Annotated in this window: 23 protein-coding genes and 1 other RNA gene; 10 read left to right on the forward strand and 14 right to left on the reverse strand. The window is 58.5% G+C overall.

Annotation, left to right across the window (positions count from 1 at the left end; translation table 11 throughout):
- Positions 1-287: 287 nt before the first annotated feature.
- Positions 288-645: RNase P RNA component class A (rnpB, locus tag L4G42_RS10830), an RNA gene on the reverse strand.
- Between the two features lie 41 nt (positions 646-686).
- Positions 687-1,637, reverse strand: a complete 951-nt coding sequence (rsmI, locus tag L4G42_RS10835) for a 16S rRNA (cytidine(1402)-2'-O)-methyltransferase (protein WP_419789364.1) — start codon at positions 1,635-1,637, stop codon at positions 687-689.
- Positions 1,638-1,859: 222 nt separating this feature from the next.
- Here rsmI and L4G42_RS10840 point away from each other — a divergent pair, with 222 nt between their 5' ends.
- From L4G42_RS10840 to L4G42_RS10865, 6 genes are all read left to right on the forward strand, one after another.
- Positions 1,860-3,674 (forward strand): penicillin-binding protein activator, encoded by a 1,815-nt coding sequence (locus L4G42_RS10840; protein ID WP_237250759.1) that lies wholly within the window; start codon positions 1,860-1,862, stop codon positions 3,672-3,674.
- Positions 3,671-4,045, forward strand: coding sequence for a YraN family protein (locus tag L4G42_RS10845; RefSeq protein ID WP_237250758.1), 375 nt, complete (start codon positions 3,671-3,673; stop codon positions 4,043-4,045). Before L4G42_RS10840 ends, L4G42_RS10845 begins: the two co-directional genes overlap by 4 nt.
- A gap of 277 nt (positions 4,046-4,322) precedes the next feature.
- Positions 4,323-4,916: a phosphoheptose isomerase gene (locus L4G42_RS10850; RefSeq protein ID WP_237250757.1), complete on the forward strand. Its 594-nt coding sequence runs from the start codon at positions 4,323-4,325 to the stop codon at positions 4,914-4,916.
- Complete coding sequence (locus L4G42_RS10855) at positions 4,913-5,491, forward strand: BON domain-containing protein (RefSeq protein ID WP_237250756.1); 579 nt, start codon at positions 4,913-4,915, stop codon at positions 5,489-5,491. The genes L4G42_RS10850 and L4G42_RS10855 overlap by 4 nt, the downstream gene beginning before the upstream one ends.
- Before the next feature lie 442 nt (positions 5,492-5,933).
- Positions 5,934-6,086, forward strand: coding sequence for a hypothetical protein (locus L4G42_RS10860; protein ID WP_237250755.1), 153 nt, complete (start codon positions 5,934-5,936; stop codon positions 6,084-6,086).
- 3 nt (positions 6,087-6,089) lie between these two features.
- Entirely contained in the window at positions 6,090-6,845 is a 756-nt protein-coding gene (locus tag L4G42_RS10865) for a CAAX protease (protein ID WP_237259579.1), read from the forward strand.
- A gap of 78 nt (positions 6,846-6,923) precedes the next feature.
- Here the strand turns inward: L4G42_RS10865 and L4G42_RS10870 are convergent, their stop codons facing one another.
- From L4G42_RS10870 to rplM, 7 genes are all read right to left on the reverse strand, one after another.
- The gene (locus tag L4G42_RS10870) at positions 6,924-7,337 is read right to left on the reverse strand and encodes a ClpXP protease specificity-enhancing factor (RefSeq protein ID WP_065992131.1); all 414 of its coding nucleotides are present in this window, start codon (positions 7,335-7,337) and stop codon (positions 6,924-6,926) included.
- 18 nt (positions 7,338-7,355) lie between these two features.
- Entirely contained in the window at positions 7,356-7,973 is a 618-nt protein-coding gene (locus L4G42_RS10875) for a glutathione S-transferase N-terminal domain-containing protein (protein WP_237260808.1), read from the reverse strand.
- Between the two features lie 226 nt (positions 7,974-8,199).
- The gene (locus L4G42_RS10880; RefSeq protein ID WP_237260810.1) at positions 8,200-8,979 is read right to left on the reverse strand and encodes a cytochrome c1; all 780 of its coding nucleotides are present in this window, start codon (positions 8,977-8,979) and stop codon (positions 8,200-8,202) included.
- Positions 8,979-10,190, reverse strand: coding sequence for a cytochrome b (locus L4G42_RS10885; RefSeq protein WP_237250752.1), 1,212 nt, complete (start codon positions 10,188-10,190; stop codon positions 8,979-8,981). The genes L4G42_RS10880 and L4G42_RS10885 overlap by 1 nt, the downstream gene beginning before the upstream one ends.
- Complete coding sequence (gene petA, locus L4G42_RS10890) at positions 10,190-10,783, reverse strand: ubiquinol-cytochrome c reductase iron-sulfur subunit (RefSeq protein WP_237250807.1); 594 nt, start codon at positions 10,781-10,783, stop codon at positions 10,190-10,192. Before petA ends, L4G42_RS10885 begins: the two co-directional genes overlap by 1 nt.
- A gap of 136 nt (positions 10,784-10,919) precedes the next feature.
- Positions 10,920-11,312, reverse strand: coding sequence for a 30S ribosomal protein S9 (rpsI, locus tag L4G42_RS10895; protein ID WP_065992123.1), 393 nt, complete (start codon positions 11,310-11,312; stop codon positions 10,920-10,922).
- A 14-nt stretch (positions 11,313-11,326) separates the two neighbouring features.
- Complete coding sequence (gene rplM / locus L4G42_RS10900) at positions 11,327-11,755, reverse strand: 50S ribosomal protein L13 (protein ID WP_019693576.1); 429 nt, start codon at positions 11,753-11,755, stop codon at positions 11,327-11,329.
- A gap of 241 nt (positions 11,756-11,996) precedes the next feature.
- Here rplM and L4G42_RS10905 point away from each other — a divergent pair, with 241 nt between their 5' ends.
- Complete coding sequence (locus tag L4G42_RS10905) at positions 11,997-13,034, forward strand: NADP(H)-dependent aldo-keto reductase (RefSeq protein ID WP_237250751.1); 1,038 nt, start codon at positions 11,997-11,999, stop codon at positions 13,032-13,034.
- Positions 13,035-13,153: 119 nt separating this feature from the next.
- Here the strand turns inward: L4G42_RS10905 and L4G42_RS10910 are convergent, their stop codons facing one another.
- Complete coding sequence (locus tag L4G42_RS10910) at positions 13,154-14,290, reverse strand: acyl-CoA dehydrogenase family protein (protein ID WP_237250750.1); 1,137 nt, start codon at positions 14,288-14,290, stop codon at positions 13,154-13,156.
- 220 nt (positions 14,291-14,510) lie between these two features.
- Between L4G42_RS10910 and L4G42_RS10915 the strand changes: the two genes are divergently transcribed.
- Positions 14,511-15,431: a GlxA family transcriptional regulator gene (locus tag L4G42_RS10915; protein ID WP_172612965.1), complete on the forward strand. Its 921-nt coding sequence runs from the start codon at positions 14,511-14,513 to the stop codon at positions 15,429-15,431.
- A gap of 182 nt (positions 15,432-15,613) precedes the next feature.
- Here the strand turns inward: L4G42_RS10915 and zapE are convergent, their stop codons facing one another.
- The 3 genes from zapE to L4G42_RS10930 all read right to left on the reverse strand — a co-directional run bounded on the left by zapE (position 15,614) and on the right by L4G42_RS10930 (position 18,777).
- A complete protein-coding gene (gene zapE / locus L4G42_RS10920) occupies positions 15,614-16,708 on the reverse strand; it encodes a cell division protein ZapE (protein WP_237250749.1) in 1,095 nt (364 codons plus the stop codon).
- A gap of 61 nt (positions 16,709-16,769) precedes the next feature.
- A complete protein-coding gene (locus L4G42_RS10925; protein ID WP_237250748.1) occupies positions 16,770-18,119 on the reverse strand; it encodes a tryptophan--tRNA ligase in 1,350 nt (449 codons plus the stop codon).
- Positions 18,120-18,147: 28 nt separating this feature from the next.
- Complete coding sequence (locus tag L4G42_RS10930) at positions 18,148-18,777, reverse strand: alpha/beta hydrolase (protein ID WP_237250747.1); 630 nt, start codon at positions 18,775-18,777, stop codon at positions 18,148-18,150.
- Between the two features lie 145 nt (positions 18,778-18,922).
- Here L4G42_RS10930 and L4G42_RS10935 point away from each other — a divergent pair, with 145 nt between their 5' ends.
- Positions 18,923-19,360: a Z-ring associated ZapG family protein gene (locus tag L4G42_RS10935; RefSeq protein ID WP_237250746.1), complete on the forward strand. Its 438-nt coding sequence runs from the start codon at positions 18,923-18,925 to the stop codon at positions 19,358-19,360.
- Positions 19,361-20,970: 1,610 nt separating this feature from the next.
- Here the strand turns inward: L4G42_RS10935 and L4G42_RS10940 are convergent.
- Positions 20,971-21,870: a LysR family transcriptional regulator gene (locus L4G42_RS10940; protein ID WP_237250745.1), complete on the reverse strand. Its 900-nt coding sequence runs from the start codon at positions 21,868-21,870 to the stop codon at positions 20,971-20,973.
- A 139-nt stretch (positions 21,871-22,009) separates the two neighbouring features.
- Here L4G42_RS10940 and L4G42_RS10945 point away from each other — a divergent pair, with 139 nt between their 5' ends.
- Positions 22,010-22,624, forward strand: a complete 615-nt coding sequence (locus tag L4G42_RS10945) for an FMN-dependent NADH-azoreductase (protein WP_237250744.1) — start codon at positions 22,010-22,012, stop codon at positions 22,622-22,624.
- Positions 22,625-22,672 lie beyond the last annotated feature (48 nt).

The raw sequence follows: 22,672 nt of genomic DNA on the forward strand, positions 1-22,672 counted from the left end.
TTATCTTTTTGAGCTTAAAAAACCCACTTCACGCCACTTTCCGCCACTCGCGCACACTATAGGAATGCGCCCACCACACCGTCAAGGCGACTTCACGAGGAAAACCCTTATAGGACGGATATTTAGGAGCACTTACGAAGGAGATGTGGCGGATTTCGGATCGGTCCTACGGATATTTCCGAGGACGAACAAATGGATGACGTTCGAAGTTAAAGTGATTTGTGAGGTTTAAGATTTTTTTGGTATTACCGAAGGGGATAAATCGTACAAACGAGGGGGAGAAAGAGGTGGAGAGTCGATCTGTAAGCCGGGTTCTGTCGAGGACAGTCATTCCTCTACGACGGCCGTCACCGGACGTCTTTAGCAACCTACCCGGTTCCAGCGCGGGCCACGCCTTGGAACCCTATTTGGTCTTGCTCCGAGTGGGGTTTACCTAGCCACGAACTGTTGCCAGACGTGCGGTGCGCTCTTACCGCACCTTTTCACCCTTACCGGCACCGAAGTGCTTAGGCGGTTATTTTCTGTGGCACTTTCCGTAGGCTCGCGCCCCCCAGGCGTTACCTGGCACTCCGCCCTATGGAGCCCGGACTTTCCTCCCCCCTCCATTGCAGAACAATGAAAGGCAGCGACTGTCCAATCGACTCTCCGCCGCCAAGGTTAATGGGAGGACGGCTCAAGAACAAGCTTTAATCGGGTTTCCGGCCATTTGCCAAGTTGCCCGCGACATCCCGTGACACGCCTTTCTGTTTGTCCAGCGCCACCTGATAAAGCAGGTTTTTGCGTACGCCGGTGATCTCTGCTGCCAGCGCAGCTGCACGCTTGAGGGGCATTTCTTCCAGCAGCAGATCCAGCACCCGCCGCGCTTCGGCGCCAATCACATCCTCGCCTTCGGGTTCGCTCCAGCCTGCCACCAGCACCACGCACTCGCCTCGCTGCTGATTACTGTCGCCTTCAACGAAGGCACGTAGCTCGGACAGCGGCAGTCCTTTGAGGGTTTCGAACGTTTTCGTCAATTCGCGGCCAAGCACGGCGGGACGGTCCGGGCCGAAGATGTCTTCCATGTCCTGAAGGCATTCGAGAATGCGATGGGGCGCTTCATAGAAGATAAGCGTGCGCGGTTCTTCTTTGACGAGTTCGAGCCGCGCCTTTCGGCCCACCGATTTGGCCGGCAAGAAGCCTTCGAAGATAAAGCGGTCCGAGGGCAACCCCGCCGCCGACAGCGCGGCAATCAGGGCGCAGGCGCCCGGCACGGGGATCACTTGAATCCCTGCTGCACGTGCCTGACGCACCAGGTGGTAGCCAGGGTCGGAAATAAGCGGCGTGCCGGCATCGGATATCAGCGCGACGTTATCGCCCGCCAGCAGTCGGGTGATGAAGCGGCTGCCCTCCTCGCGCTCGTTGTGCTCGTGACAGGCGGCCAAAGGGGTCGGGATGCCGAAGTGCTGCATCAGCCGTAACGAGTGGCGGGTATCCTCGGCGGCAATCAGCGAAACATCGCGCAGCACCTTCAAGGCACGGGCGCTGATGTCATCCAGGTTGCCGATCGGCGTGGCCACCACATAAAGCGCGCCTGTAGTGGAATTCGAAGCACCCGGAGCAGTCAAAGCGCACACCTCATGTTGTGTAAAAGCCTGCATTGTACAGGCTGCGGCGGACAAAACAGGACGTCGCACCCCGTGAGTCCAGAAAAGCAGCTCGAACGCCAGCAGCACGGCAGCGACTCCGCGACAGTCCGACTCACGTCAACTGACGCGCCCGGAGACGACCAATATCACCGCTTTAACGCCTTCAACGTCGCGCCCCGGCCAGTGCTTGGGTACACTTCCACGCTAATTTGCTCGAGTATCAGGAACATACACATGATCGCTTGCCTGCGGCTGTTCTCTGCCCTCTGCCTGGCTGCCCTCCTGGCTGCCTGTGCCGGTTCGCCCTCCTCCAGCCTTGGCGAATTGCCACGCACCCCCGATGCCAGCATCGAACAACTGCTCGAACAGGCCGCTGCGGCAAAGTCGCCTGATCAGGCAGCGTTGCTGAAACTGACGGCGGCCGACCTGGCAGCGCGCCAGAACAACCCCAGCCGCGCCGCAAGCATCCTTGAGCAGGTGCAATTGGACCAGCTCAAGACCGACAAACAAATCTATGCCAACACCCTGTCTGCCGAACTGGCATTGGGTCGCAGCCAGCCGAAAGCCGCGCTGACCGCTCTCAATCACCCGAGCATGCAGCATCTGGGCGAAATGCCGGTTGACCTGCAAACCCGTGCTCACACCGTCCGCGCCCGCGCTTTTGAGGCAGACGGCCAGACCCTCGCAGCCGCGAGTGAGCGCGTGTTCATGGGCCCATTGCTGCAAGGCGACGCCCTGAACGCCAACAACGACGCGATCTGGACGCTGGTTGCCGCGCTGCCACCCGAACAGCTGCAAAGCTCGGCCAACGATGACATGGGCGGCTGGCTGAGCCTGGCCCGCGCGGTCAAGGGCGCCGGCACGCTGGAACAGCAACAGGCGGCTATCGACAACTGGAAAGCGCAGAATCCGCAGCACCCGGCGGCACGTCAGCTGCCGACTGCCCTCGCGCAATTGCGTGAACTGAAGAGCCAGCCGTTGACCAAGATCGCGTTGCTGCTGCCGCAAGACGGTCCGCTCGCCTCGGTATCACGCGCTCTGCGTGACGGCTTCATGGCCGCGAACTATCAAGCTCAGCAGGCCGGCGAGAAGCCGCCTGCGATCGAAGTATTCGACAGTTCCCGCGTGACCTCGATGGACGCCTTTTATGCACAAGCCAAAGCTGCAGGCGTGCAACTGGTGGTGGGTCCGCTGGAGAAGCCACTGGTTAAACAGCTGAGCGCTCGCCCTCAATTGCCGATTACCACGCTGGCGCTGAATTACAGCGATTCCAGCACTCAGGGCCCTGCCGAGCTGTTCCAGTTCGGGCTGGCGGCCGAAGACGAAGCCCGCGAAGTGGCACGCCGTGCCTGGGCCGATGGCAAGCGCAGTGCGGTTGCCATGGTGCCGAAGGGCGAATGGGGTGATCGCGTACTGGAGGCCTTCCGTCAAAGCTGGCAGGCCAAAGGCGGCACCTTGCTGGGTGCTGAACGCATCGATCAGCCGGTCGCACTCGCTCAACAGGTTGCCGATCTGTTCCAGTTGCGCAACAGCGAAGGCCGCGCCCAGCGCGTGCAAAGCGCCACTGGCACGCAGATGGCCGCTCAGCCTTCCCGTCGCCAGGACGTAGACTTTATGTTCCTCGCTGCAACGCCTCAACAGGCTCAGCAGATCAAGCCGACCATGGTCTTCCAGTACGCTGGCGATGTTCCGGTCTATGCCACTTCGCACCTGTTCACCAACAGCGGCGACGCGGCGATGTACAACGACCTGAACGGCGTGCGTTTCTGCGAAACCCCGTGGTTGCTGAACGCAAACGACCCGCTGCGCCAGCAAGTGACCGCTCAATGGCCACAAGCAGCCGGCAGCCTTGGCCGTCTCTACGCCATGGGCATCGACGCGTACCGTCTGGCGCCACGACTGACTCAGCTGAAAACCCTGCCCGACAGCCGCATCGATGGCCTGTCCGGCAGCCTGGCGATCGGTCAGGGCCAACGCATCGAGCGTCAGCTGCCATGGGCAGAGTTTGTGGACGGCAAGGTCCAGCGCCTGCCGGACACCGCGCCTTGACCTCAGGCACGACCCGTCAAACTGCAGGGCGCGAGGCCGAAGCCTACGCCCTGCGTCACCTGCAACAGCAGGGATTGCAGCTGATTACCCGCAACTGGTCATGCAAACGCGGCGAGCTTGATCTGGTCATGCTCGACGGCGATACAGTAGTATTCGTCGAAGTTCGGTATCGTCGCCACGCCGGTTGGGGTGGCGCGCTGGAAAGCGTCGATTTTCGCAAGCAGGAAAAGCTCACACTGGCGGCTCAATCCTTTCTGCAAAGCGAGGTGCGCTGGGCCGATTCGCCGTGTCGCTTCGACGTCGTCGCGATCAATGGTGACCCCGGCACGTCACCCGCGCTTAACTGGCTGACGAATGCGTTCGATTGCTGAAACGCGATGATTCCGTGGGGTTTGCAGCGTAAGATCGGCCGCCTTCCCGGCTAAAGCCGGTCCCACTGGAGGCGCATCTGGCCCTGTAGGACCTGCTTTAGCTTTGTAGGACCGGCTTTAGCCGGGAAGCTCTGTTGCTGAGCTTTATTCCTTACTACCCAACGAACCACACTGGCTCTTTTGCTCTTTGCTTTGCGGGCTGCACAGTTTTGTGCCGGGACGCCGATGCCTTATCGGACGCCGTCCCGATCAGCCGCCCCTATTAAGGTTTTCATAGATGGACATGCAATCCCGAATTCGCCAGCTTTTTCAGGCCAGCATCGACACCAAGCAACAGGCGATGGATGTTGTTGCACCCCACATCGAGCAAGCCAGCCAAGTGATGGTCAACGCCCTGCTCAACGAGGGCAAGATACTCGCCTGCGGTAATGGCGGTTCGGCTGGCGATGCCCAGCACTTTTCCTCGGAGCTGCTCAACCGTTTCGAACGCGAGCGACCGAGCCTGCCCGCTATCGCGCTGACCACCGACACCTCCACCATCACCTCCATCGCCAACGACTACAGCTACAACGAAATCTTCTCCAAACAGATTCGTGCGCTGGGCCAGCCGGGCGATGTGCTGTTGGCGATTTCCACCAGCGGCAATTCGGCGAACATTATTCAGGCCATCCAGGCCGCACATGATCGTGAAATGATTGTCGTAGCCTTGACCGGTCGCGATGGCGGCGACGTTGCGTCGTTGCTGTTGCCGGAGGACGTTGAAATCCGCGTCCCGGCAAAAGTCACCGCACGTATCCAGGAAGTCCACCTGCTGGCGATCCACTGCCTTTGCGACTTGATCGACAGCCAACTGTTCGGGAGTGAAGAATGATATCCAAACGTCTTAGCCTGCTGGCCGTGACGCTCTGCCTGGGCATCAGCGGATGCAGCTCGGTGATCAACGCCAGTCGCGAAGCGCCGATCGATGACGATCGCGGTACACGCACCTTCGGCAGCAAGATCGACGACTCACTGATCGAGACCAAGGTCTCGGTCAACATCGCCAAGGCCAATCCTGATCTGGACAACGCCTCGCACATCGTCGTGACCAGTTTCAACGGCATCGTGCTGCTGGCAGGCCAGACACCGCGCGCCGACCTCAAGCAACTGGCCGAGCAAACGGCCAGCCAGGTGCAAAAGGTCAAGAAGGTCAACAACGAGCTGCAGGTCACCGGCCCGTCCTCGATGCTGGCGCGCAGCAACGACGCCTGGCTGACGAGCAAGATTAAAACCGAAATGCTCACCGACAGCGCCATCCCCGGCTCGCGCATCAAGGTCGTGACTGAAAACGGCATCGTCTACCTGCTGGGCCTGCTGACCCAGGCAGAAGCCACCCGCGCCACCAACCTGGTGCAAGGCGTCGGCGGCGTGCAGAAGATCGTGAAGCTGTTTGAGTACATCGACTGACGGTGTTGCAGCCGCCAATCGGCGCATACAACAAAGGCGATACAGCGCTTGTTTGCAGCGTCAGATTTGCCAAACATTTTTAAGCCCTCCAAGTGAGGGCTTTTTATTGCATCGCTTTGGGTCCGAGTGCCAGCCAGGATTTAACGATAAGTGGGTCTACATTGATGGTAGCCCGGCAGACTGGCGGGGGCGGCTTCTTTTCCAGTTGCGGCGCTATTCCGCCCGATTGGCAAGCAAATAGAACCGACGCACACGCGAGCTGGAAAACCTCCAGAAACAAAAACCCCGACTCGAGGCCGGGGTGGGTGTTTCGTGGTCTTTGCAAAAAGTCTTAAGCTTTCGCTCATTGGAGCTCATTGCCAACCTGGTACGAATCCTATGGTTGGTTGACATGCATGTCAACCCACATTCATACAGGCCCCTCGCGGAAAGGAAGCCGAGCATGCCGCACACCGTCCAGTACAGACCCGTGCTGATTGATCAGATCATCAGCTCTCACCGAATCTCCAGCTACAGCAAGGTTTTTTCCGTCACCAATGACGTGGAGCTGGTCGGCGCATACCTATGGAATTCCCATGCCTGCGCGTCCCTCTAACCGTTGCTCAGCGCTGCTGAAGTCACGCTGAGGAATGCGATTGACTCAGCTTTAACGGCTGACATCGGTAAATTCTGGTGGAAAAAAGGCAAGCTTCGCTACAGAAGCTACACCGCCGGCATTGTGAACACGCCGCAGCCAGTTGAATATTTGACCAATAATTTCCAGTCAGCCTTCAAGATTGCCAGAAGGGAAAAAGGGAAACGACCGGGCAGCAATGGCGCTCCCGATCACCAAGAGATCGTCTCCCAAGCTGATTTCTCCACATGGGAGTTCGTCCTTGATAATGAATTCATGGGCAACAATCTGATTTGGCCGAAGAATCTGGGGCAGGTGTTTAGAGGCACATGGCCTACGAGTGCGAACATGCTCCAGTTCTGCAAAGACCGAGTTTCGCTTGTTCGCAACTTTCGTAACCGAGTGTTCCACCATGAGCCGGCATGGAAGCGCTTCGGCGTTACGGACGAGCAGCAGGCAGTGGATCATTTACATGAAAAAATCCACAAAATTATCGAGCTGATTTCATGGATTCGGCCAGAGAAAATTGATCTGCTTGAGAAGAGCGGGGTGATCCGAAGTGCCTATCGAGCATGCTCCATTGCCGAAATTGAACGGTTCAAATGTCAGTCAAAGACGAGCACGATCAACAGCATGACCAAGCTCATCAAAGTTGCTGAAGCTGTTAGCGTCCGTAACGAGGTCATGAAAATTGCAGTCTACGGGAAGCGCAAAGTGACATACACGATTCAGCGAACCTGAACCAAGTTTGGATGGATATCAGCGCACACAAAAAAGGCGATCCCTCGGGATCGCCTTTTTCTTTACTGCAGAAGCGACTTACTTGACCACTTTCAGACTCGGCCGGCCCGTAGGGCGTGGCGGCTCGTCGTTCGGTGGCGGCATGTCGTCTTCGACGTCCAGATCTTCGTCTTCATCCACAGCAGGCTCCAGGTCGAAGACCATGCCCTGCCCGTTTTCGCGGGCGTAAATGCCCATGATCGCGGCAATCGGCACGTACAGGCTGTGGGGAACGCCACCGAAGCGGCCTTCAAAACTCACCGCGTCGTTGTCCATGTGCAGATGGCGAACGGCGCTCGGTGAAATGTTCAGAACGATCTGCCCGTCATTGGCAAAGCCTTGCGGGACTTGTACCGCCGGGTACTCGGCATTGACGAGTACGTGCGGTGTGCAATCGTTATCCACGATCCACTCATACAGCGCGCGGATCAGATAAGGGCGACTGGAGTTCATCAAACGGCTCCTAAGGCCTTAGCGCATGTCGCGTTCGACACCAGACAGACTTGCCTGAAATGCCTCACGCGCAAATTGGCGCTCCATGTAGTCAAGCAGCGGCTTGGCGGGCCGCGGCAATTCGATACCCAGAATCGGCAGGCGCCAGAGTATGGGCAATAGACAGCAATCGACCAGACTTTGCTCGTCGCTCAGGAAAAAAGGCTTATCCGCGAACAACGGCGATACGCCGGTCAGACTTTCGCGCAGTTCCTTGCGCGCCTGAACACGTGCGCCTTCTTTGCTGCGCGGGTCCAGAATCAGATCCACCAGACCGCACCAGTCGCGCTGAATCCGGTGGATCAGCAGGCGGCTGTTGGCACGCGCCACCGGATAGACCGGGAGCAGCGGCGGATGGGGATAACGTTCGTCCAGGTATTCCATCACCACCGTCGACTCGTACAACGCCAGGTCACGATCGACCAGGGTTGGCACGCTGCCGTACGGATTCACCTCGATCAATTTGGGCGGATGACGGCCCTCGACAACTTCAATGATCTCGGCGCTGACACCTTTCTCGGCGAGCACAATGCGCACGCGATGGGAATAGTGGTCGGCGGGGTCGGAGTAACAGGCCAACCGATTGGTCACGCCCATGGCGGTCCTCCTCGCTTGTAGATATTCAAAAAGCAGAAATACGGATGCGCCGCGAGGGCGCTTTCGGCGACGTCCACGATGATCGGGTGTTCAACGCGGGCGACAAGATAGCTCATTTACTCAAGGTAGATTCTGCAATCTTCAGCCAGCCACTATACCTGCTCTCCCCTCATTACCTGAAACAGCGCAGCGGCAAGCGGCGCAGACCCGCGAATCAGACGTCCGCTCAGTGGATGTCTTTCCAGAATTCGCGCTTGAGCAGCCAGGCCAGGATGAACAGCACGGCGAGGTAAAGCAGCACGTAGGTGCCGATGCGCTGGTGTTGCAGTTTGTCCGGGTTGGCCGAGTAAGCGAGGAAGGTGACGAGGTTCTTCACCTTCTGGTTGAACTGTTCTTCAGTCAGCGCGCCAGTGTCGGGCACGATGATCAGCTGATCGCAGGTTTCATGAGTCTGAGGCGTGCTCGTAAGCGGGTCGTATTGTTTTTTGCCGTCTTCAACGCGCTGAACCTCCTTGCAGCCGATCCTCTGACGCCCCTGAAGCCCTTCCAGCACATTGGGCATGGCCACATTGGGGAAAACCCTGTTGTTCACGCCCCAGGGCCGCGTCGGGTCCTCGTAGAACGAACGCAGGTAGCCATAGAGCCAGTCCGTTCCGCGAACGCGTGCGACGAGGGCCAGGTCGGGCGGCACTGCGCCAAACCAGTTTTTCGCATCCGCCGGCTGCATGCCGATGGTCATGTGATCGCCGATCTTCGCCCCGGTGAACACCAGCTTCTCCAGCATCAGCTCGTGGGGAATACCGAGATCGTCCGCAACGCGCTCGTAGCGCTGGAACCTGGCGCTGTGGCAGCCCATGCAGTAATTGACGAACGTCCCCGCGCCATCCTGCATGGCAGCCTTGTCCGAGACGTCGATGTCGACGCTTTCCAGGTCCGCGCCATGCTCACCGGCGAACGAAAACGCCGGCAACAGGGCAATGAGCAAGACAGCGAGCAGCTTGTTCATCAGCTCGTCACCCTGTCCGGCACCGGCTTCGTCCGCTCCATTCGCGTGTAGAACGGCATCAGGATGAAGTAGGCGAAATACGTGAAGGTGCAGACCTGCGACAGCAATGCACGCCCGGGGCTCGGCGGCAGAACGCCCAGCACCCCGAGCGTCACGAAGGACACGCAAAACAGCAGCAGCCAGACGCGGCTCAGCCAACCCTTGTAGTGCATCGATTTAACCGGGCTGCGGTCAAGCCACGGCAGCACGAACAGTACGGCGATGGCCGCGCCCATGGCCATGACACCGAGAAGCTTGTCCGGGATGGCGCGCAAGATCGCGTAGAACGGCGTGAAGTACCAGACCGGCGCAATGTGCTCCGGCGTCTTGAGGGCGTTGGCCTGCTCGAAGTTAGGTTTCTCGAGGAAGTAGCCGCCCATCTCCGGGAAGAAAAACACCACCGAACAGAAGATGAACAGAAACACCACGACGCCGAGGATATCCTTGACCGTGTAGTACGGGTGGAAGGGAATACCGTCCAGGGGTTTGCCGTTCTCATCCTTGTACTTATTGATGTCGACGCCGTCGGGGTTGTTCGAGCCCACTTCATGCAGCGCCAGAATATGCAGTACCACAAGCCCCAGGATCACGATCGGCAAGGCCACGACGTGCAGCGCGAAGAAGCGATTGAGGGTGATGCCCGAAATCAGGTAATCGCCGCGAATCCACTGCGCGAGGTCATTGCCGATGATGGGAATGGCGCCGAACAGCGAAATGATCACCTGAGCGCCCCAGTACGACATCTGCCCCCACGGCAGCAGGTAGCCCGTAAACGCTTCCGCCATCAGCGCCAGATAAATCAGCATGCCGAAGATCCAGACTAACTCGCGCGGCTTCTGATACGAGCCGTACAGCAGCCCGCGAAACATGTGCAGGTAGATGACGATGAAGAACGCCGACGCGCCGGTCGAATGCAACAGCCGCAGGATCGAGCCGTATTCGACGTCACGCATGATGTACTCGACCGAGGCAAAGGCCCCCTCTGCCGTGGGCGTGTAACTCATCGTCAGCCAGATGCCCGTGAGGATCTGGTTGACCAGCACCAGCAGCGCCAGTGCACCGAAAATATAGAAGAAATTAAGGTTCTTGGGCGCGTAGTACTTGCTGAGGTGGTTTTCCCACATTGAAGTCGCGGGAAAGCGCGCGTTGATCCAGTCCATGAGCCTGCTCATCACGCTTTCTCCTGATCCACACCGATGACGATGATTGAGTCCGACTCGTAGGAATGCGGGGGCACTGACAGATTCAGCGGTGCAGGCTGCCCCTTATAGACGCGTCCGGCCAAGTCGTACTGGGAGCCGTGACAGGGGCAGAAATATCCGCCGACCCAGTCCTTGCCCAAGTCGGCGGGGGCGACTTCGGGGCGAAACGTAGGCGAGCAGCCAAGATGGGTACAGATGCCGATCAACAGCAGGATTTCAGGCCGGATGGAGCGGACCACCGGATCGACATAGGCGGGCTGGGCGGAGTCCTTTGATTCGGGGTCGGAGAGCTGCCCGCTAATCTGGCCCAGACTGGAAAGGATTTCTGGCGTGCGACGGAGAATGAACACCGGCTGACCGCGCCACTCGGCAATCATCTGCTGGCCGGGCTCGATCTTGCTGATATTGACTTTGACAGGCGCTCCCGCAGCCCTGGCCTTGGCGCTCGGGAACCATGAGCCCACGAACGGCACTGCGGCGCCGACCGCTCCTGCTGCGCCCACCACAGACGTGGCCGTCACAAGGAAGCGACGCCGGCCCGTGTTAACGCCGTCATTGGCCATTCGGTCCTCTCCCGTCAGCATCCGAGATCTCCTTGGCCAGGCCCTCAGCATCAATAAAAGACAGCCATAAAAGACAGCCATAAAAAAACGCCCAGCTTCGTATAGAAACTGAGCGTTCTTTTTGAACGGAAGCGAATTAACGCTTCGAGTACTGCGGACGCTTACGCGCCTTACGCAGACCGACTTTCTTACGTTCAACTTCGCGAGCATCGCGAGTTACGAAGCCTGCTTTGCGCAGAGCGCCACGCAGGGTTTCGTCGTACTGCATCAGAGCGCGGGTGATACCGTGGCGGATTGCGCCAGCTTGACCACTCACACCACCGCCGATGACAGTGACGTAGATGTCGAATTTCTCGACAGTCTGAGTCAGTTCCAGCGGCTGACGAACTACCATGCGGGCAGTTTCGCGACCGAAGAACGAGTCCAGGGAACGGTTGTTGATGGAGATGTTACCGGTGCCCGGACGCAGGAAAACGCGAGCGGTTGCGGTCTTGCGACGGCCAGTGCCGTAATTTTGAGTCGCCGACATAATGAACTATTCCGTTAAAACTTCAGTTCTTGGGGCTGCTGAGCAGTATGAGGGTGTGCAGCGCCCGCATAGACTTTCAGCTTACGATACATGTCGCGACCCAGCGGGTTCTTAGGCAGCATGCCTTTGACCGCGGTCTCGATCACGCGCTCAGGAGCTTTGGCGATCAGCTTTTCAAAGTTGATCGACTTGATCCCGCCCGGGAAACCGGAGTGAGAGTAGTAGATCTTGTCGGTGGTCTTGGCACCGGTCACACGGATCTGCTCGGCATTGATCACGACGATGTAGTCGCCAGTGTCAACGTGCGGAGTGTATTCCGGCTTGTGCTTGCCACGCAGACGGCTCGCGATTTCAGTGGCCAGACGACCCAGGGTCTGACCAGCAGCGTCGACGACGAACCAGTCGCGCTTTACTGTTTCCGGTTTAGCGGTAAAAGTTTTCATTCTTTATAGCCTCAAAGGCCGCCCTGAAAAAATAGACGGCGGAGCATACTCATTAGTACGGTCTTTGACAAGTCAAAGGCCGCCGGGCACGAACGCTATAGGGGGCTCGGGTCAGCGCGTTCGATCGCAGCGGTTTCTTTTGTCGCAGGGCATCACTCCAGCGACAAAGAGGAGCGGAATTATGCAGATTGCGAAAAAAATTTCAACCTGCTTTTATGGCTCTTTTAAACAGGAGAGCCAAATGGACTACCGCCAACTGGGCAGAACCGACCTCAATGTCAGCGCAATCTGCCTCGGCACCATGACCTGGGGCGAGCAGAACAGCCAGTCCGAGGCCTTCGCGCAGATCGAACGGGCCAAGGCCGCCGGCATCAATTTCATCGACACCGCCGAGATGTATCCGGTCCCGCCGAAGAAAGAAACCTACGCCAGCACCGAGACCATCCTCGGCAACTGGTTCAAGCAGAGCGGCGACCGTGCCGACTGGATCCTCGCCAGCAAGATCGCCGGCCCCGGCAACGGCATCGATTACATTCGTGACGGTCAGCTGAAATTCAACCGCGATCACATCGTCGCAGCGCTGGATGCCAGCCTCAAACGCCTGCAGACCGACTACCTCGATCTGTACCAACTGCACTGGCCTGAACGCAGCACCAATTTCTTCGGCAAGCTGGGTTACAAGCACAGTGAGGAACAGTTCACCCCGCTGCTGGAAGTGCTCGAAGCGCTGGACGAGCAGGTCAAGGCCGGCAAGATCCGCCATGTGGGTCTGTCCAACGAAACGCCGTGGGGCACCATGAAGTTTCTCGCCGAATCGGATGCCCATGGCCTGACGCGTCCGGTGTCCATTCAGAACCCCTACAACCTGCTCAACCGCAGCTTTGAAGTAGGTCTGGCAGAAGTGGCGATTCGCGAGCAATGCGGCCTGCTGGCCTACTCGCCCATGGCGTTCGGGATGTTGTCTGGCAAATACGCCGACGGCGCCCGCCCTGCCAAGGGCCGCTTGAGCCTGTACAGCCGCTTCACGCGCTACTTCAATCCGCAATCGGAAGCGGCCTGCGCGAGCTACGTTGCCCTGGCTCGCGAGCACGGTCTTGATCCGGCGCAAATGGCCCTGGCGTTCGTGACCGGGCGCAGCTTCGTCACCAGCAACATCATCGGGGCCACCACGCTGGAGCAGCTGGAAAGCAACCTGGCGAGCGCGGAACTGGTGCTGTCGGATGAAGTGCTGGCGGGCATTGAAGCGATTCACAAGGATCAGCCGAATCCTGCGCCTTGATCGGTGATTAATTGTAGGAGCGCGCTTGCCCGCGAATAGCGTTTGATCAGTCACTGACGGTTTGACTGACCTACCGCCATTTCGCGGGCAAGCGCGCTCCTACAGTCCTATGTCGACCTTCAAAGCGACCGGGCAATGATCTCTTTCATGATTTCATTGGTGCCCGCATAGACCCGCTGCACCCGCGCGTCCGCCCACGCCCGGGCGACCGGGTATTCCCACATGAAACCGTAGCCGCCATGCAGCTGCACGCATTCGTCCAGGACCTTGCATTGCAGGTCGGTTGACCAGTATTTCGCCATGGCCGCCGTTGGTACATCCAGCTTCCCTTCCAGGTGCAACTCCAGGCATCGATCAATGAACGTACGACCAATCTGAACTTCAGTGGCAATTTCGGCCAGCTTGAAGCGGGTGTTCTGGAAGTCGATGATGGCCTTGCCAAACGCCTTGCGCTCCCGGGTGTAGTCGAGCGTCCACTGCAAGGCGGCTTCGGCAGAGGCAATGGCGCCGATGGCGACCGTCAGACGCTCCTGCGGCAGTTCCTGCATCAGATACGCGAAACCCATCCCGGCCTGACCCAACAGGTTCTCCCTGGGCACTCTCACGTCCTGGAAGAACAATTCCGACGTGTCCTGCGCCTTCATGCCGACCTTCTCCAGGCGCTTGCCCTTCGCAAAGCCGGGCGTGCCCGCTTCCACGACAAACAGACTGGTGCCCTTCGCGCCCGCCTTGGGATCGGTCTTCGCGACGACGATCACCAGATCAGCGAGAAATCCGTTGGTGATGAACGTTTTCGAACCATTGATGACGTATTTGTCGCCGTCCAGCACCGCAGTGGTCTTGACCCCTTGCAGGTCGGACCCTGCGCCCGGCTCGGTCATCGCGATGGCGGTGACCAGCTCCCCGGAGACCAGCTTGGGCAAATAGTTGAGCTTCAGCGCCTCGCTGCCGTAATGCAGGATGTAAGGCGCGACGATGTCCGAATGGAGGGAAAAACCGATACCGGTCAAGCCGAGGCGGGAGATTTCCTCGATCACTACCGTGGTGTAGAGAAAATCCGCGCCCATGCCGCCGTACTCTTCCGGCAGGTGCGAACACAACATGCCCTGCTCCCCCGCCCGGTTCCACAGCGTACGATCGATGTGGCCCTGCTTTTCCCACTGGGCATGAAAGGGCACCGCGTGCTGTTCGAAGAACTTGCGGACGCTGTTGCGGAAAAGCTCATGCTCTGAGCTGAAGAGTGTTCTGGGAAGCATGGCTGCACCTGATGCGAAGGATTGTCGGACAAAACCTCAGCAGAGCGTAGGCCCAGCGAGATGACGGCGACACTGGACACATCCGACAAAAAATAAGACGATCACGCCGTTGCTTGACCACTTTCCCATATAAGAACAACAGATCATGTCTATTCAACCCAACACGCCGTTGCGGCGTGTCAGCATTCTTGCGATTGATGGAATTTTTGCCTCCACGCTCATGCAAGCCAAAGACTTCTTTCACCTCGCCAGCCTGCGCTACGGCAAGCAGTTGGGACAGGGCTTCAAGCCGGCCTTCGAAACCCGACTGGTCAGCCCGGACGGCAAGGAAGTCCGCAGTTTCAGCGATGTCGTCATCCCTGTAGACGGTGTGCTTGAACACAGCGACATCATCATCCTTCCGGCTTTCGTCGAAGACTTCGACACCCTGCGTGAACGCTACCCGCAAATCCTGCCGTGGCTGCGTGAGCAACATGCGCGCGGCGCCGTGCTCTGCGGAGAAGCCAGCGGCGTGTTCTGGCTCGGCGATGCGGGACTGCTCGACGGCAAGGAAGCGACCACCTACTGGCGGTTTTTCAACGAGTTCGCCGAGCGTTTTCCGAACGTGCTGCTGAATCAGGAAAAGCACCTGACCGACGCCGATAACCTGTATTGCGCAGGTGGCACGATTTCAGCGTGTGATCTTTATATTTACCTGATCGAGCGCTTCTGCGGCGCCCATGTCGCGCAGACCGTCGCCCGCGACATTCTCTATGAAGTACAGCGAAGCTACGCGCCGGGGCGGATTGGTTTTGGCGGGCAGAAGCTGCATCAGGACGTGATCATCCTGCAGATTCAGCATTGGCTTGAAGAACACTTCGCCGACAAATTCCGTTTCGAGGATGTGGCCCGCGAGCACGGCATGAGCATCCGCAACTTCATGCGCCGGTTCCAGACGGCAACGGGCGACAAGCCGCTGCATTACCTGCAACGCCTGCGCATCGAAACGGCAAAGGGCTTGCTGTCGGGCTCACGCAAGAGCATCAAGACCATCAGCTATGAAGTGGGCTACGACGACGCCAGCTTCTTCGCGCGGCTGTTCCGCCAACACACCGACCTGTCGCCGAACCAGTACCGGCAGCAGTTTCAGCAGGCGGCCTGAAACGAAAAAACCCTGCGGACATGCAGGGTTTTGGCAGATTCGGATCGTAGGAGCCGGCTTGCTGGCGAATGCAGTGTGTCTGCGCTCAATAAGCCGACTGACACGCCGCGTTTGCCAGCAAGCGGGCGCCTACAGGTCTGCGTTCCGACAAAATTTTCCGGAACGCCCCCGACTGAGTGGCATCAGGGCTTGTGCGCCCGCGACAGGAATTCGTGGGACTGCATTTCCAGCAACCGGCTGAGCGTGCGCTGGAATTCGAAGTTCAGGCGGCCGCCGGTGTACAGGTCTTTCAATTCGACTTCCGCCGAGATGATCAACTTGACGTTGCGGTCGTAGAACTCGTCGACCATGTTGATGAACCGACGCGCGATATCGTCGGTGGTCACGGTCATCTGCTCGACACCGCTGAGCAGCACCGCATGGAAGATCTTGCCGAGTTCGATGTAGTCGTTCTGGCTACGTGGCCCGTCACACAGCTCACGGAAGTCGAACCACGCCACGTCGTCGCACGTACGGATGGCCTTGATCTGCCGATTCTCGATGATCAGCACATCGTTCTCGATGGCCTTGGTGCATTCAGGGGTCAGCGCGCGGAAGCTTTTGCGCATGCTCTCCTCTGCCGCTTCGTTCAGCGGAAAGTGGAACAGCTCGGCTTGCTCCAGGTGACGCAGGCGATAGTCGACGCCGCTGTCGACGTTGACGATCTCGGTGTTCTGCTTGATCAGCGCAATCGCCGGCAGGAAGCGTGCACGCTGCAGACCGTCCTTGTAGAGACCGTCCGGGACGATGTTCGACGTCGCGACCAGGGTCACGCCATTCTTGAACAGCTCTTCCATCAGCGTGCCGAGGATCATCGCGTCGGTAATGTCCGATACGAAGAATTCGTCGAAACAGATCACACGCGCTTCTTCGGAAAACTGCTTGGCGATCAGGGTCAGCGGGTTCTTCTCGCCCTTGAGGTTTTTCATCTCCTCGTGCACACGCTTCATGAAGCGGTGGAAGTGCGTGCGCGTCTTGTCTTCAAACGGCAGCGATTCGAAGAAGGTGTCGACCAGGTAAGTCTTGCCCCGGCCCACACCGCCCCAGAAATACAGCCCCTTCACAATCGGGGCTTCTTTCTTGCCGAACAGCTTGCCCAGCAATCCCGGCTTGCGGTCATGGGCGGCGACCAGATCGTCGTACAGACGCTGCAGATGGCGCACCGCATTCTCTTGGGCGGCGTCTTGGAAAAAGTCCGGACGCTTCAGGTCAGCTTGGTATCGTTCTAGAGGGGTCATAGTCGCTTGCAAGGGAGCAAAAACGGGCCGTCACTGTAGCGATGGCCCATTGGAATGGCAATTAATCCTGTTGCGGCGCCAGCGCCAGCTTCAGGCTCTCGATCGCGGCGTCACGGGCGGCGGCATCGGCGAACGCCGGGCTGTCGGCGACATAGGCATCACTCAGCCACAGGGTGAAGGCATCGCCTTCGGGCCGGATGTCCAGCTCACCGCCCTGCTGCAGCTGCTTGGTCACGGCCCCGGCCGCTTTACCGTCTGCGAAGTTGCGCGACAGGAGCAGTTGCTCGCCATCGGCCGCCAGCAGCCGGAAGCGGAAGCTGCCGTCGTCTTCACGGAAACTGACGAAGCGCGCGCCTTTGCTGGCCTTCTTCTTGGTCGCCGTGACGGTTTGCGCCGCAGTGCGGAATGAACGCAGGCCAACCGCTTCGCGCAGCTCACCCAGAAACGGGGTGGCCACACGACGGGCCTTCTCGGCGCCCGCTTGCAGGATGTCTTCCAGGTCGGCTGGTCGCTCGATCAGGCGATGGTAATTTTCGCGTGCTTCGCCCAACTCGGCGTCGAGCAACTGGAACAAGCGCTGCTTGGCATCGCCCCACCCCAACCCCTGCAACAGGTCGGCGCGGAACTCGTCGCCTTGCTCTTTCGTGGCGAATGCCTGGTACAGCGTGAACAGATGCGACGTATCCGGATCCTTGGCTTCGCCCGGCAGGCGGGAGTCAGTGACGATGCGCGAGATCGCCTCTTTCATGTCCTTGGCGCTGCTGAACAGAGGGACGGTGTTGTCGTAGCTTTTCGACATCTTGCGGCCGTCCAGGCCAGGCAGGGTCGCGACGCTTTCTTCGATCAGCGCTTCCGGCATCACGAAGAACTCTTTGCCGTTCCCGAACAGGTGATTGAAGCGCTGACCGATATCGCGCGCCATTTCGACGTGCTGGATCTGGTCGCGGCCGACAGGCACTTGATGGGCGTTGAACATCAGGATGTCGGCGGCCATCAGCACCGGATAGCTGAACAGCCCCATGGTAATGCCCGCGTCCGGGTCTTCACCGGCTTCGACATTCTTGTCCACCGAGGCCTTGTAGGCGTGGGCGCGGTTGAGCAGGCCCTTGCCGGCAACGCAGGTCAGCAGCCAGGTCAGTTCCGGGATTTCCGGAATGTCGGACTGGCGATAGAACGTGACGCGCTCGACGTCCAGCCCTGCCGCGAGCCAGGTCGCGGCGATTTCCAGACGCGAGCGCTGAATGCGCAGCGGGTCATCGCATTTGATCAGCGCGTGGTAGTCGGCCAGAAAGTAGAACGAGTCGGCGTCGCTCTGGCGGCTGGCAACGATGGCCGGGCGGATGGCGCCGGCGTAGTTGCCCAGGTGCGGCGTGCCGGTGGTGGTGATACCGGTCAGGATACGAGTGGTCATGGCTAGTCGCTTATTTTGGGTGCTGCGATCAATTCGAAAGGCGCGGCAGGATCAGATCCTTGAGATCGGTCAGCTTGCCGTGAAAAAAGTGCCCGCATTCTGCCACTTTCAGCAGCTCATGGGGGCGCGGGAGTTTGTCAGACCATGCGTACACACGTTGTGGGTCAACGACCTCATCGGTTTCCGGCTGGATAAGCGTCAGCGCACCCTTCTGCGGCAATGCCTCCACGTTGGCGATGCGCATCACGGCGGGGGCGACCATGAACAGATGCTTCAGGGTTTCGCCCTCAGCCTCAAGCCGCCCACCCAAGGTGGCCGCCACGAAACCGCCGAAGGAAAATCCGAACAAGGTCATGGCCAGGTCGGGATGCTTGCCGCGTAGCCAACTCGCCGCCGCCTGTGCGTCGTCGACTTCGCCCTCGCCCATGTCCGAGCTGCCGGCGCTGGCGCCAACGCCGCGATAGTTGAAGCGCAGGGTAATCAGGCCGGCATCGCGCGCGGTGCGTTGCAGGGTCGAGATCACTTTATTGAGCATGGTGCCGCCCTGAACCGGGTTAGGATGGCATATCAGCGCGATGCCTCTGGCCTCATCCAGATCGAGGTACAACGCTTCAAGTTGGCCCGCCGGGCCGTCGATGAAAACAGGGGTCTCACGCATGAGCAAGAATGAACTCCGTGACCTTCAATTGGGTCGACTCGTCTAGCTGATTGTCTGTGGCTGGCATGCTGGCGACGCGTCGCCGCTATACAGCGCAGGTTCGAGCCGTTAACGTAAAGCAAAGCCGTTTATAGAGGAAGGACTCGTGGATTACTCGCTCTTAGTTTGGTTGCTGCCGACCATCGCCCTGGTGGTTGGTGTGATCATCGGATTCTTTGTGGCGCGCGCGCTGCCCAATGCCGTGCCTAACGGGACCCAGCGCCAGCTGGATGACGTTCAGGAGCGTTTCGATACCTATCAGAATGAGGTGATCACTCACTTCAACAGCACAGCCAATCTGGTGCAGAAGCTGTCGCAAAGCTACCACGATGTTCAGGAGCATCTGGCCGAAGGCGCCAACCGCCTGGCCACCGACGACATCACCCGTCAACGCCTGCTGGCCGCGCTGCACCCGGACGCCCTTCAGCCACCCCGCGATCGCTTGACGCCACCGCGCACCGCCGCTGAACCGCCGAAGGACTACGCGCCCAAGTCGGGTGACTCCCCCGGCATGCTGGATGAGCATTACGGCTTGAAGAAGTAAGCGCACACGCTTCACGAAAAGCCCGCCCCTGAGGTGATCAGGGGCGGGCTTTTTTTATGGGATTTAGACCTCAATTGTTGATCGGGGGACATTTGGTCGAGATTGGGCGAAGAAGTCACGCTGCGGATTTTGCCAGAGCGGGCAATTCGCTGCGATAGACCGATAGGCTAATGGCTGCCGTTAGAGCAGTGTGATCGCGCCGCCAGAACTCACGTATTGCCAGGGCAGGCGCAGTACCAAGGCTTGAAGTAGCTCGGCGTCCAACTGTATTTCATAGCCATGGCGAATGCTTGGCCAGTGAAATTTACCTTGGTTCAATCGGCGAGCATCCAGCCAGACAGGAGCGGCGGGGTGGCCGTATGAAATACCCACTTAAAAGGCTAGTACTGGTGCCCACTTAAGTTTAAATGCTCACCATGTCTTGGCTTTGCGGTGCTGGGTAGGTCATTTTGACGGACGGATACGATACGGTCACATTGTTTTCCTTTCTTTGAACGTCTGCGGAATGCAACCTTTGATGAGCGGGTTTTATAGGCTGACGCTGTTAAAAACAGTCGGTTTCCATTTCCACTGGTCGCGGCAGTCCAGTACGTAGGGAAGATAGATATTCGCCAGCAGCGGAGATATCACTGCGCCTTGGGGAGTCCCCTTGGTCGCAGCCACCCTACGGCCATCCTCCATAACACCCGCTTGAAGCCATTTGCAGATAAGCCCGAGCAAGCGCCGGTCTGCAATCCGGTGCCCCAGAAACATCAGCCTTCCGTGCAACTCGGTCACACGCTGGAGAGGATCTTCCTCATAGTCTCGCCACGAAATGCCGTCCCCCCCACCGCAAGGACATAAAAGCTCTGCGTCAATAACTGTGGTGTGATGTGGTGCAGTAATGCCGTGAACTGCATGCCCTTGTTCCTTCGGGCTACTTCACGTACACCTTCAAGTCCCATCGACGCGCAACCAATCCGGCTCTGTGTCCGGGTCGCTGGAAGCCTGTCGGTGTTTCCCTTGGCTACGCCACTGTCCTCCACTCTCTCCGCAGGGCCGGGCCCTTTGCTCGACGGCTTCTCAGGTACTAAGGACGTATCCGACTGCTCAGCGGCGTGGCCAGCAGGGTTACGGCTTTTGGCCTATCCTGCCCGCCCGGTGCTTGCGCACCGGGCACCGCTGAGATCTCCCAGTTTCTGTTCAAAGGACTTCCCGACGTGCGCAGGGTCTCCGACCGCGCGGCACCAGAGCATGACTGGCGTATAACACCATGCTCCGTATTGCCGTCTGCTTCGCTTAACAGCATCGGCATCCCGAATTCCTGATTAAGCGGCTCAATGGCTGGCCCATCGATTTCTCCTGTCAACGCATCACACTGCACCTCGACGTGCAACACGCATGACTCGGGGCCTCGTTGATTCGCCATTTCTTACCAGTATCGAACTTTCATAGACTATCCTCCGCCACTTTAACTGGCGCTCTGAGCGGGCAGGCATCACATCTTGGCTTGCGACATACGCACAAACGATTACGGCCGTTGCAGTCCTTGCACAAACGGTTCGACTAACCCCATTAATCCTTGGGCCAACGGGATAACCAAACCGCTAACGTTAGTCGTCTTAGTATCATCACATGCACAGACGACGGGTCAGATCATTCAGAAGCCATCGGCCTGCTTTCCCTAAAGAGTGATTTTGCATGTGCGCTGCGTAGATCGTAAGTGTGTCTGGTGTGCGCTGAAGTTCGGCGGTTAACTCGATCGGCAGGAGGCGTCCGGAAGCCAGATGATCCGCAATCAGATGCTCTGGCATTCGGCACCAACCGAACCCGGCGAGCAAAAAATCCAGCCGCCGAGCCAAATCTACAAACCGCCACTGGTGACTGCCCGTCACCCCATAGCTAGGGCTGTCAGGAGAAACCGGATCGGAAAGTACCAGTTGCACATAAGGCTTGAGGTCTGCACTTGTTGCCTGACGGCCTAACATAGCAAGGGGATGCCCGCTGGCTACTACCGGCCTCAAGTCGACGCTGAGCAGCGGCAGTGCGGTCACATCGTCGGGCACTGTCGGAATCAATGTGCAAAGCGCCAGTGCCGCATCGCCGCTGCGCAATCGTCGCTCTGCGCCGCCTAGGCCTTCTGTAGAAAAACTCACTGCCAGATGCGGAAAAGCCTCTCGGATAGCGCGCAGGCTTTCGATGAGCGGTGCGCTAGGGACTAAAGGGTCTATGGCGAGCGCTAACTCTGGCTCAACCCCTGCTGCCGTACTTGCGGCCACCGCTTCAAACTGGGCAGCGCTTGCCAGCACTGCGCGCGCTTGAACCACGAGCACTCTACCGACCTCAGTGAGAATTGGACGATGGCCGCTTCGATCAAACAGCCTCACACCTTGAACTGACTCAAGTGTGGCAATCGACTGGCTAATGGCAGATTGAGCACGCCGCAGGTGACGTCCCGTTGCCGAGAAACTGCCTGTATCAGCAATGGTTACGAGGATCCGCAACTGATCCAGGCTGAGACTTTCGATCATGACCCATCACTTAAACAGATGGACTCAATCATATTTACATCACTCCTGCGTAGAGATCGCATTGGGTAGAGTGTGTCGCACATCGCCTAGAGCGACAACGCAAAACATACCGCCGCGTCACCGCGCAGGAGTTACTTTCATGTCCAGGCTTCTCACCATTGAAACCAGCCCACGTGGGGATACTTCAATCTCCCGGCAGCTCACTCGCCGATTTGTGGCCGCGTGGGAAGCCGCACACCCTAGGGGCGCCACTCAAATAAGGGATCTAACGGACACTCCGCTTACGTTCGTCACCGCCCCCTGGTTACAGGCTTACTTCACCCCAGAAGCCCAACATTCGCCTGAAATGAAAGCCGTGTTGCAGCTATCCGATGAACTTGCCGCCGAGTTACTGGAAACCGATCACGTGGTTATTTCAACGCCGGTCTACAACTATAACGTCCCTGCGGCGCTCAAGGCGTGGGTGGATCACGTGGTACGTAAAGGCCTGACCTTGGGCTTCGATGGTAAAGGGCTGGTGACCGGTAAAAAGGCAACGGTGCTGATCGCCTCGGGAGGTGTATACACCAATGACTCCCCGATTAGAGACCGTGACATTGCGACCCAGTATTTGAAACTGATCCTGAACGTCCTAGGTATCACGGATGTCACCTTTATTGCGGCCGGCGGCGCTAAAGCTGTAGATCTCGGAGAAATCAGCATGAATGATTTTCTGGATACATTTGATCATCAAATTCAAAAGTCGCTAGTTTAGGCAACATTTCTCCTAACCCATAAGATTCTGCCCTATCGACTTTGCGTG

The sequence above is a fragment of the Pseudomonas petrae genome (assembly GCF_021728295.1).
Classification (GTDB): Bacteria; Pseudomonadota; Gammaproteobacteria; order Pseudomonadales; family Pseudomonadaceae; genus Aquipseudomonas; species Aquipseudomonas petrae.

Excerpts from the sequence above, each read along its gene's own strand:
- L4G42_RS10940 (WP_237250745.1), bottom strand. The coding sequence starts at position 21,870 with ATGATCGAAAGTCTCAGCCTGGATCAGTTGCGGATCCTCGTAACCATT.
- L4G42_RS10910 (WP_237250750.1), bottom strand. The coding sequence starts at position 14,290 with ATGCTTCCCAGAACACTCTTCAGCTCAGAGCATGAGCTTTTCCGCAAC.
- rsmI (WP_419789364.1), bottom strand. The coding sequence starts at position 1,637 with ATGCAGGCTTTTACACAACATGAGGTGTGCGCTTTGACTGCTCCGGGT.
- L4G42_RS10850 (WP_237250757.1), top strand. The coding sequence starts at position 4,323 with ATGGACATGCAATCCCGAATTCGCCAGCTTTTTCAGGCCAGCATCGAC.
- L4G42_RS10860 (WP_237250755.1), top strand. The coding sequence starts at position 5,934 with ATGCCGCACACCGTCCAGTACAGACCCGTGCTGATTGATCAGATCATC.
- L4G42_RS10925 (WP_237250748.1), bottom strand. The coding sequence starts at position 18,119 with ATGACCACTCGTATCCTGACCGGTATCACCACCACCGGCACGCCGCAC.
- L4G42_RS10945 (WP_237250744.1), top strand. The coding sequence starts at position 22,010 with ATGTCCAGGCTTCTCACCATTGAAACCAGCCCACGTGGGGATACTTCA.
- L4G42_RS10855 (WP_237250756.1), top strand. The coding sequence starts at position 4,913 with ATGATATCCAAACGTCTTAGCCTGCTGGCCGTGACGCTCTGCCTGGGC.
- petA (WP_237250807.1), bottom strand. The coding sequence starts at position 10,783 with ATGGCCAATGACGGCGTTAACACGGGCCGGCGTCGCTTCCTTGTGACG.
- L4G42_RS10915 (WP_172612965.1), top strand. The coding sequence starts at position 14,511 with ATGCAAGCCAAAGACTTCTTTCACCTCGCCAGCCTGCGCTACGGCAAG.
- L4G42_RS10905 (WP_237250751.1), top strand. The coding sequence starts at position 11,997 with ATGGACTACCGCCAACTGGGCAGAACCGACCTCAATGTCAGCGCAATC.
- L4G42_RS10875 (WP_237260808.1), bottom strand. The coding sequence starts at position 7,973 with ATGGGCGTGACCAATCGGTTGGCCTGTTACTCCGACCCCGCCGACCAC.
- rpsI (WP_065992123.1), bottom strand. The coding sequence starts at position 11,312 with ATGTCGGCGACTCAAAATTACGGCACTGGCCGTCGCAAGACCGCAACC.
- zapE (WP_237250749.1), bottom strand. The coding sequence starts at position 16,708 with ATGACCCCTCTAGAACGATACCAAGCTGACCTGAAGCGTCCGGACTTT.
- rplM (WP_019693576.1), bottom strand. The coding sequence starts at position 11,755 with ATGAAAACTTTTACCGCTAAACCGGAAACAGTAAAGCGCGACTGGTTC.
- L4G42_RS10930 (WP_237250747.1), bottom strand. The coding sequence starts at position 18,777 with ATGCGTGAGACCCCTGTTTTCATCGACGGCCCGGCGGGCCAACTTGAA.
- L4G42_RS10880 (WP_237260810.1), bottom strand. The coding sequence starts at position 8,979 with ATGAACAAGCTGCTCGCTGTCTTGCTCATTGCCCTGTTGCCGGCGTTT.
- L4G42_RS10885 (WP_237250752.1), bottom strand. The coding sequence starts at position 10,190 with ATGAGCAGGCTCATGGACTGGATCAACGCGCGCTTTCCCGCGACTTCA.
- L4G42_RS10870 (WP_065992131.1), bottom strand. The coding sequence starts at position 7,337 with ATGAACTCCAGTCGCCCTTATCTGATCCGCGCGCTGTATGAGTGGATC.
- L4G42_RS10840 (WP_237250759.1), top strand. The coding sequence starts at position 1,860 with ATGATCGCTTGCCTGCGGCTGTTCTCTGCCCTCTGCCTGGCTGCCCTC.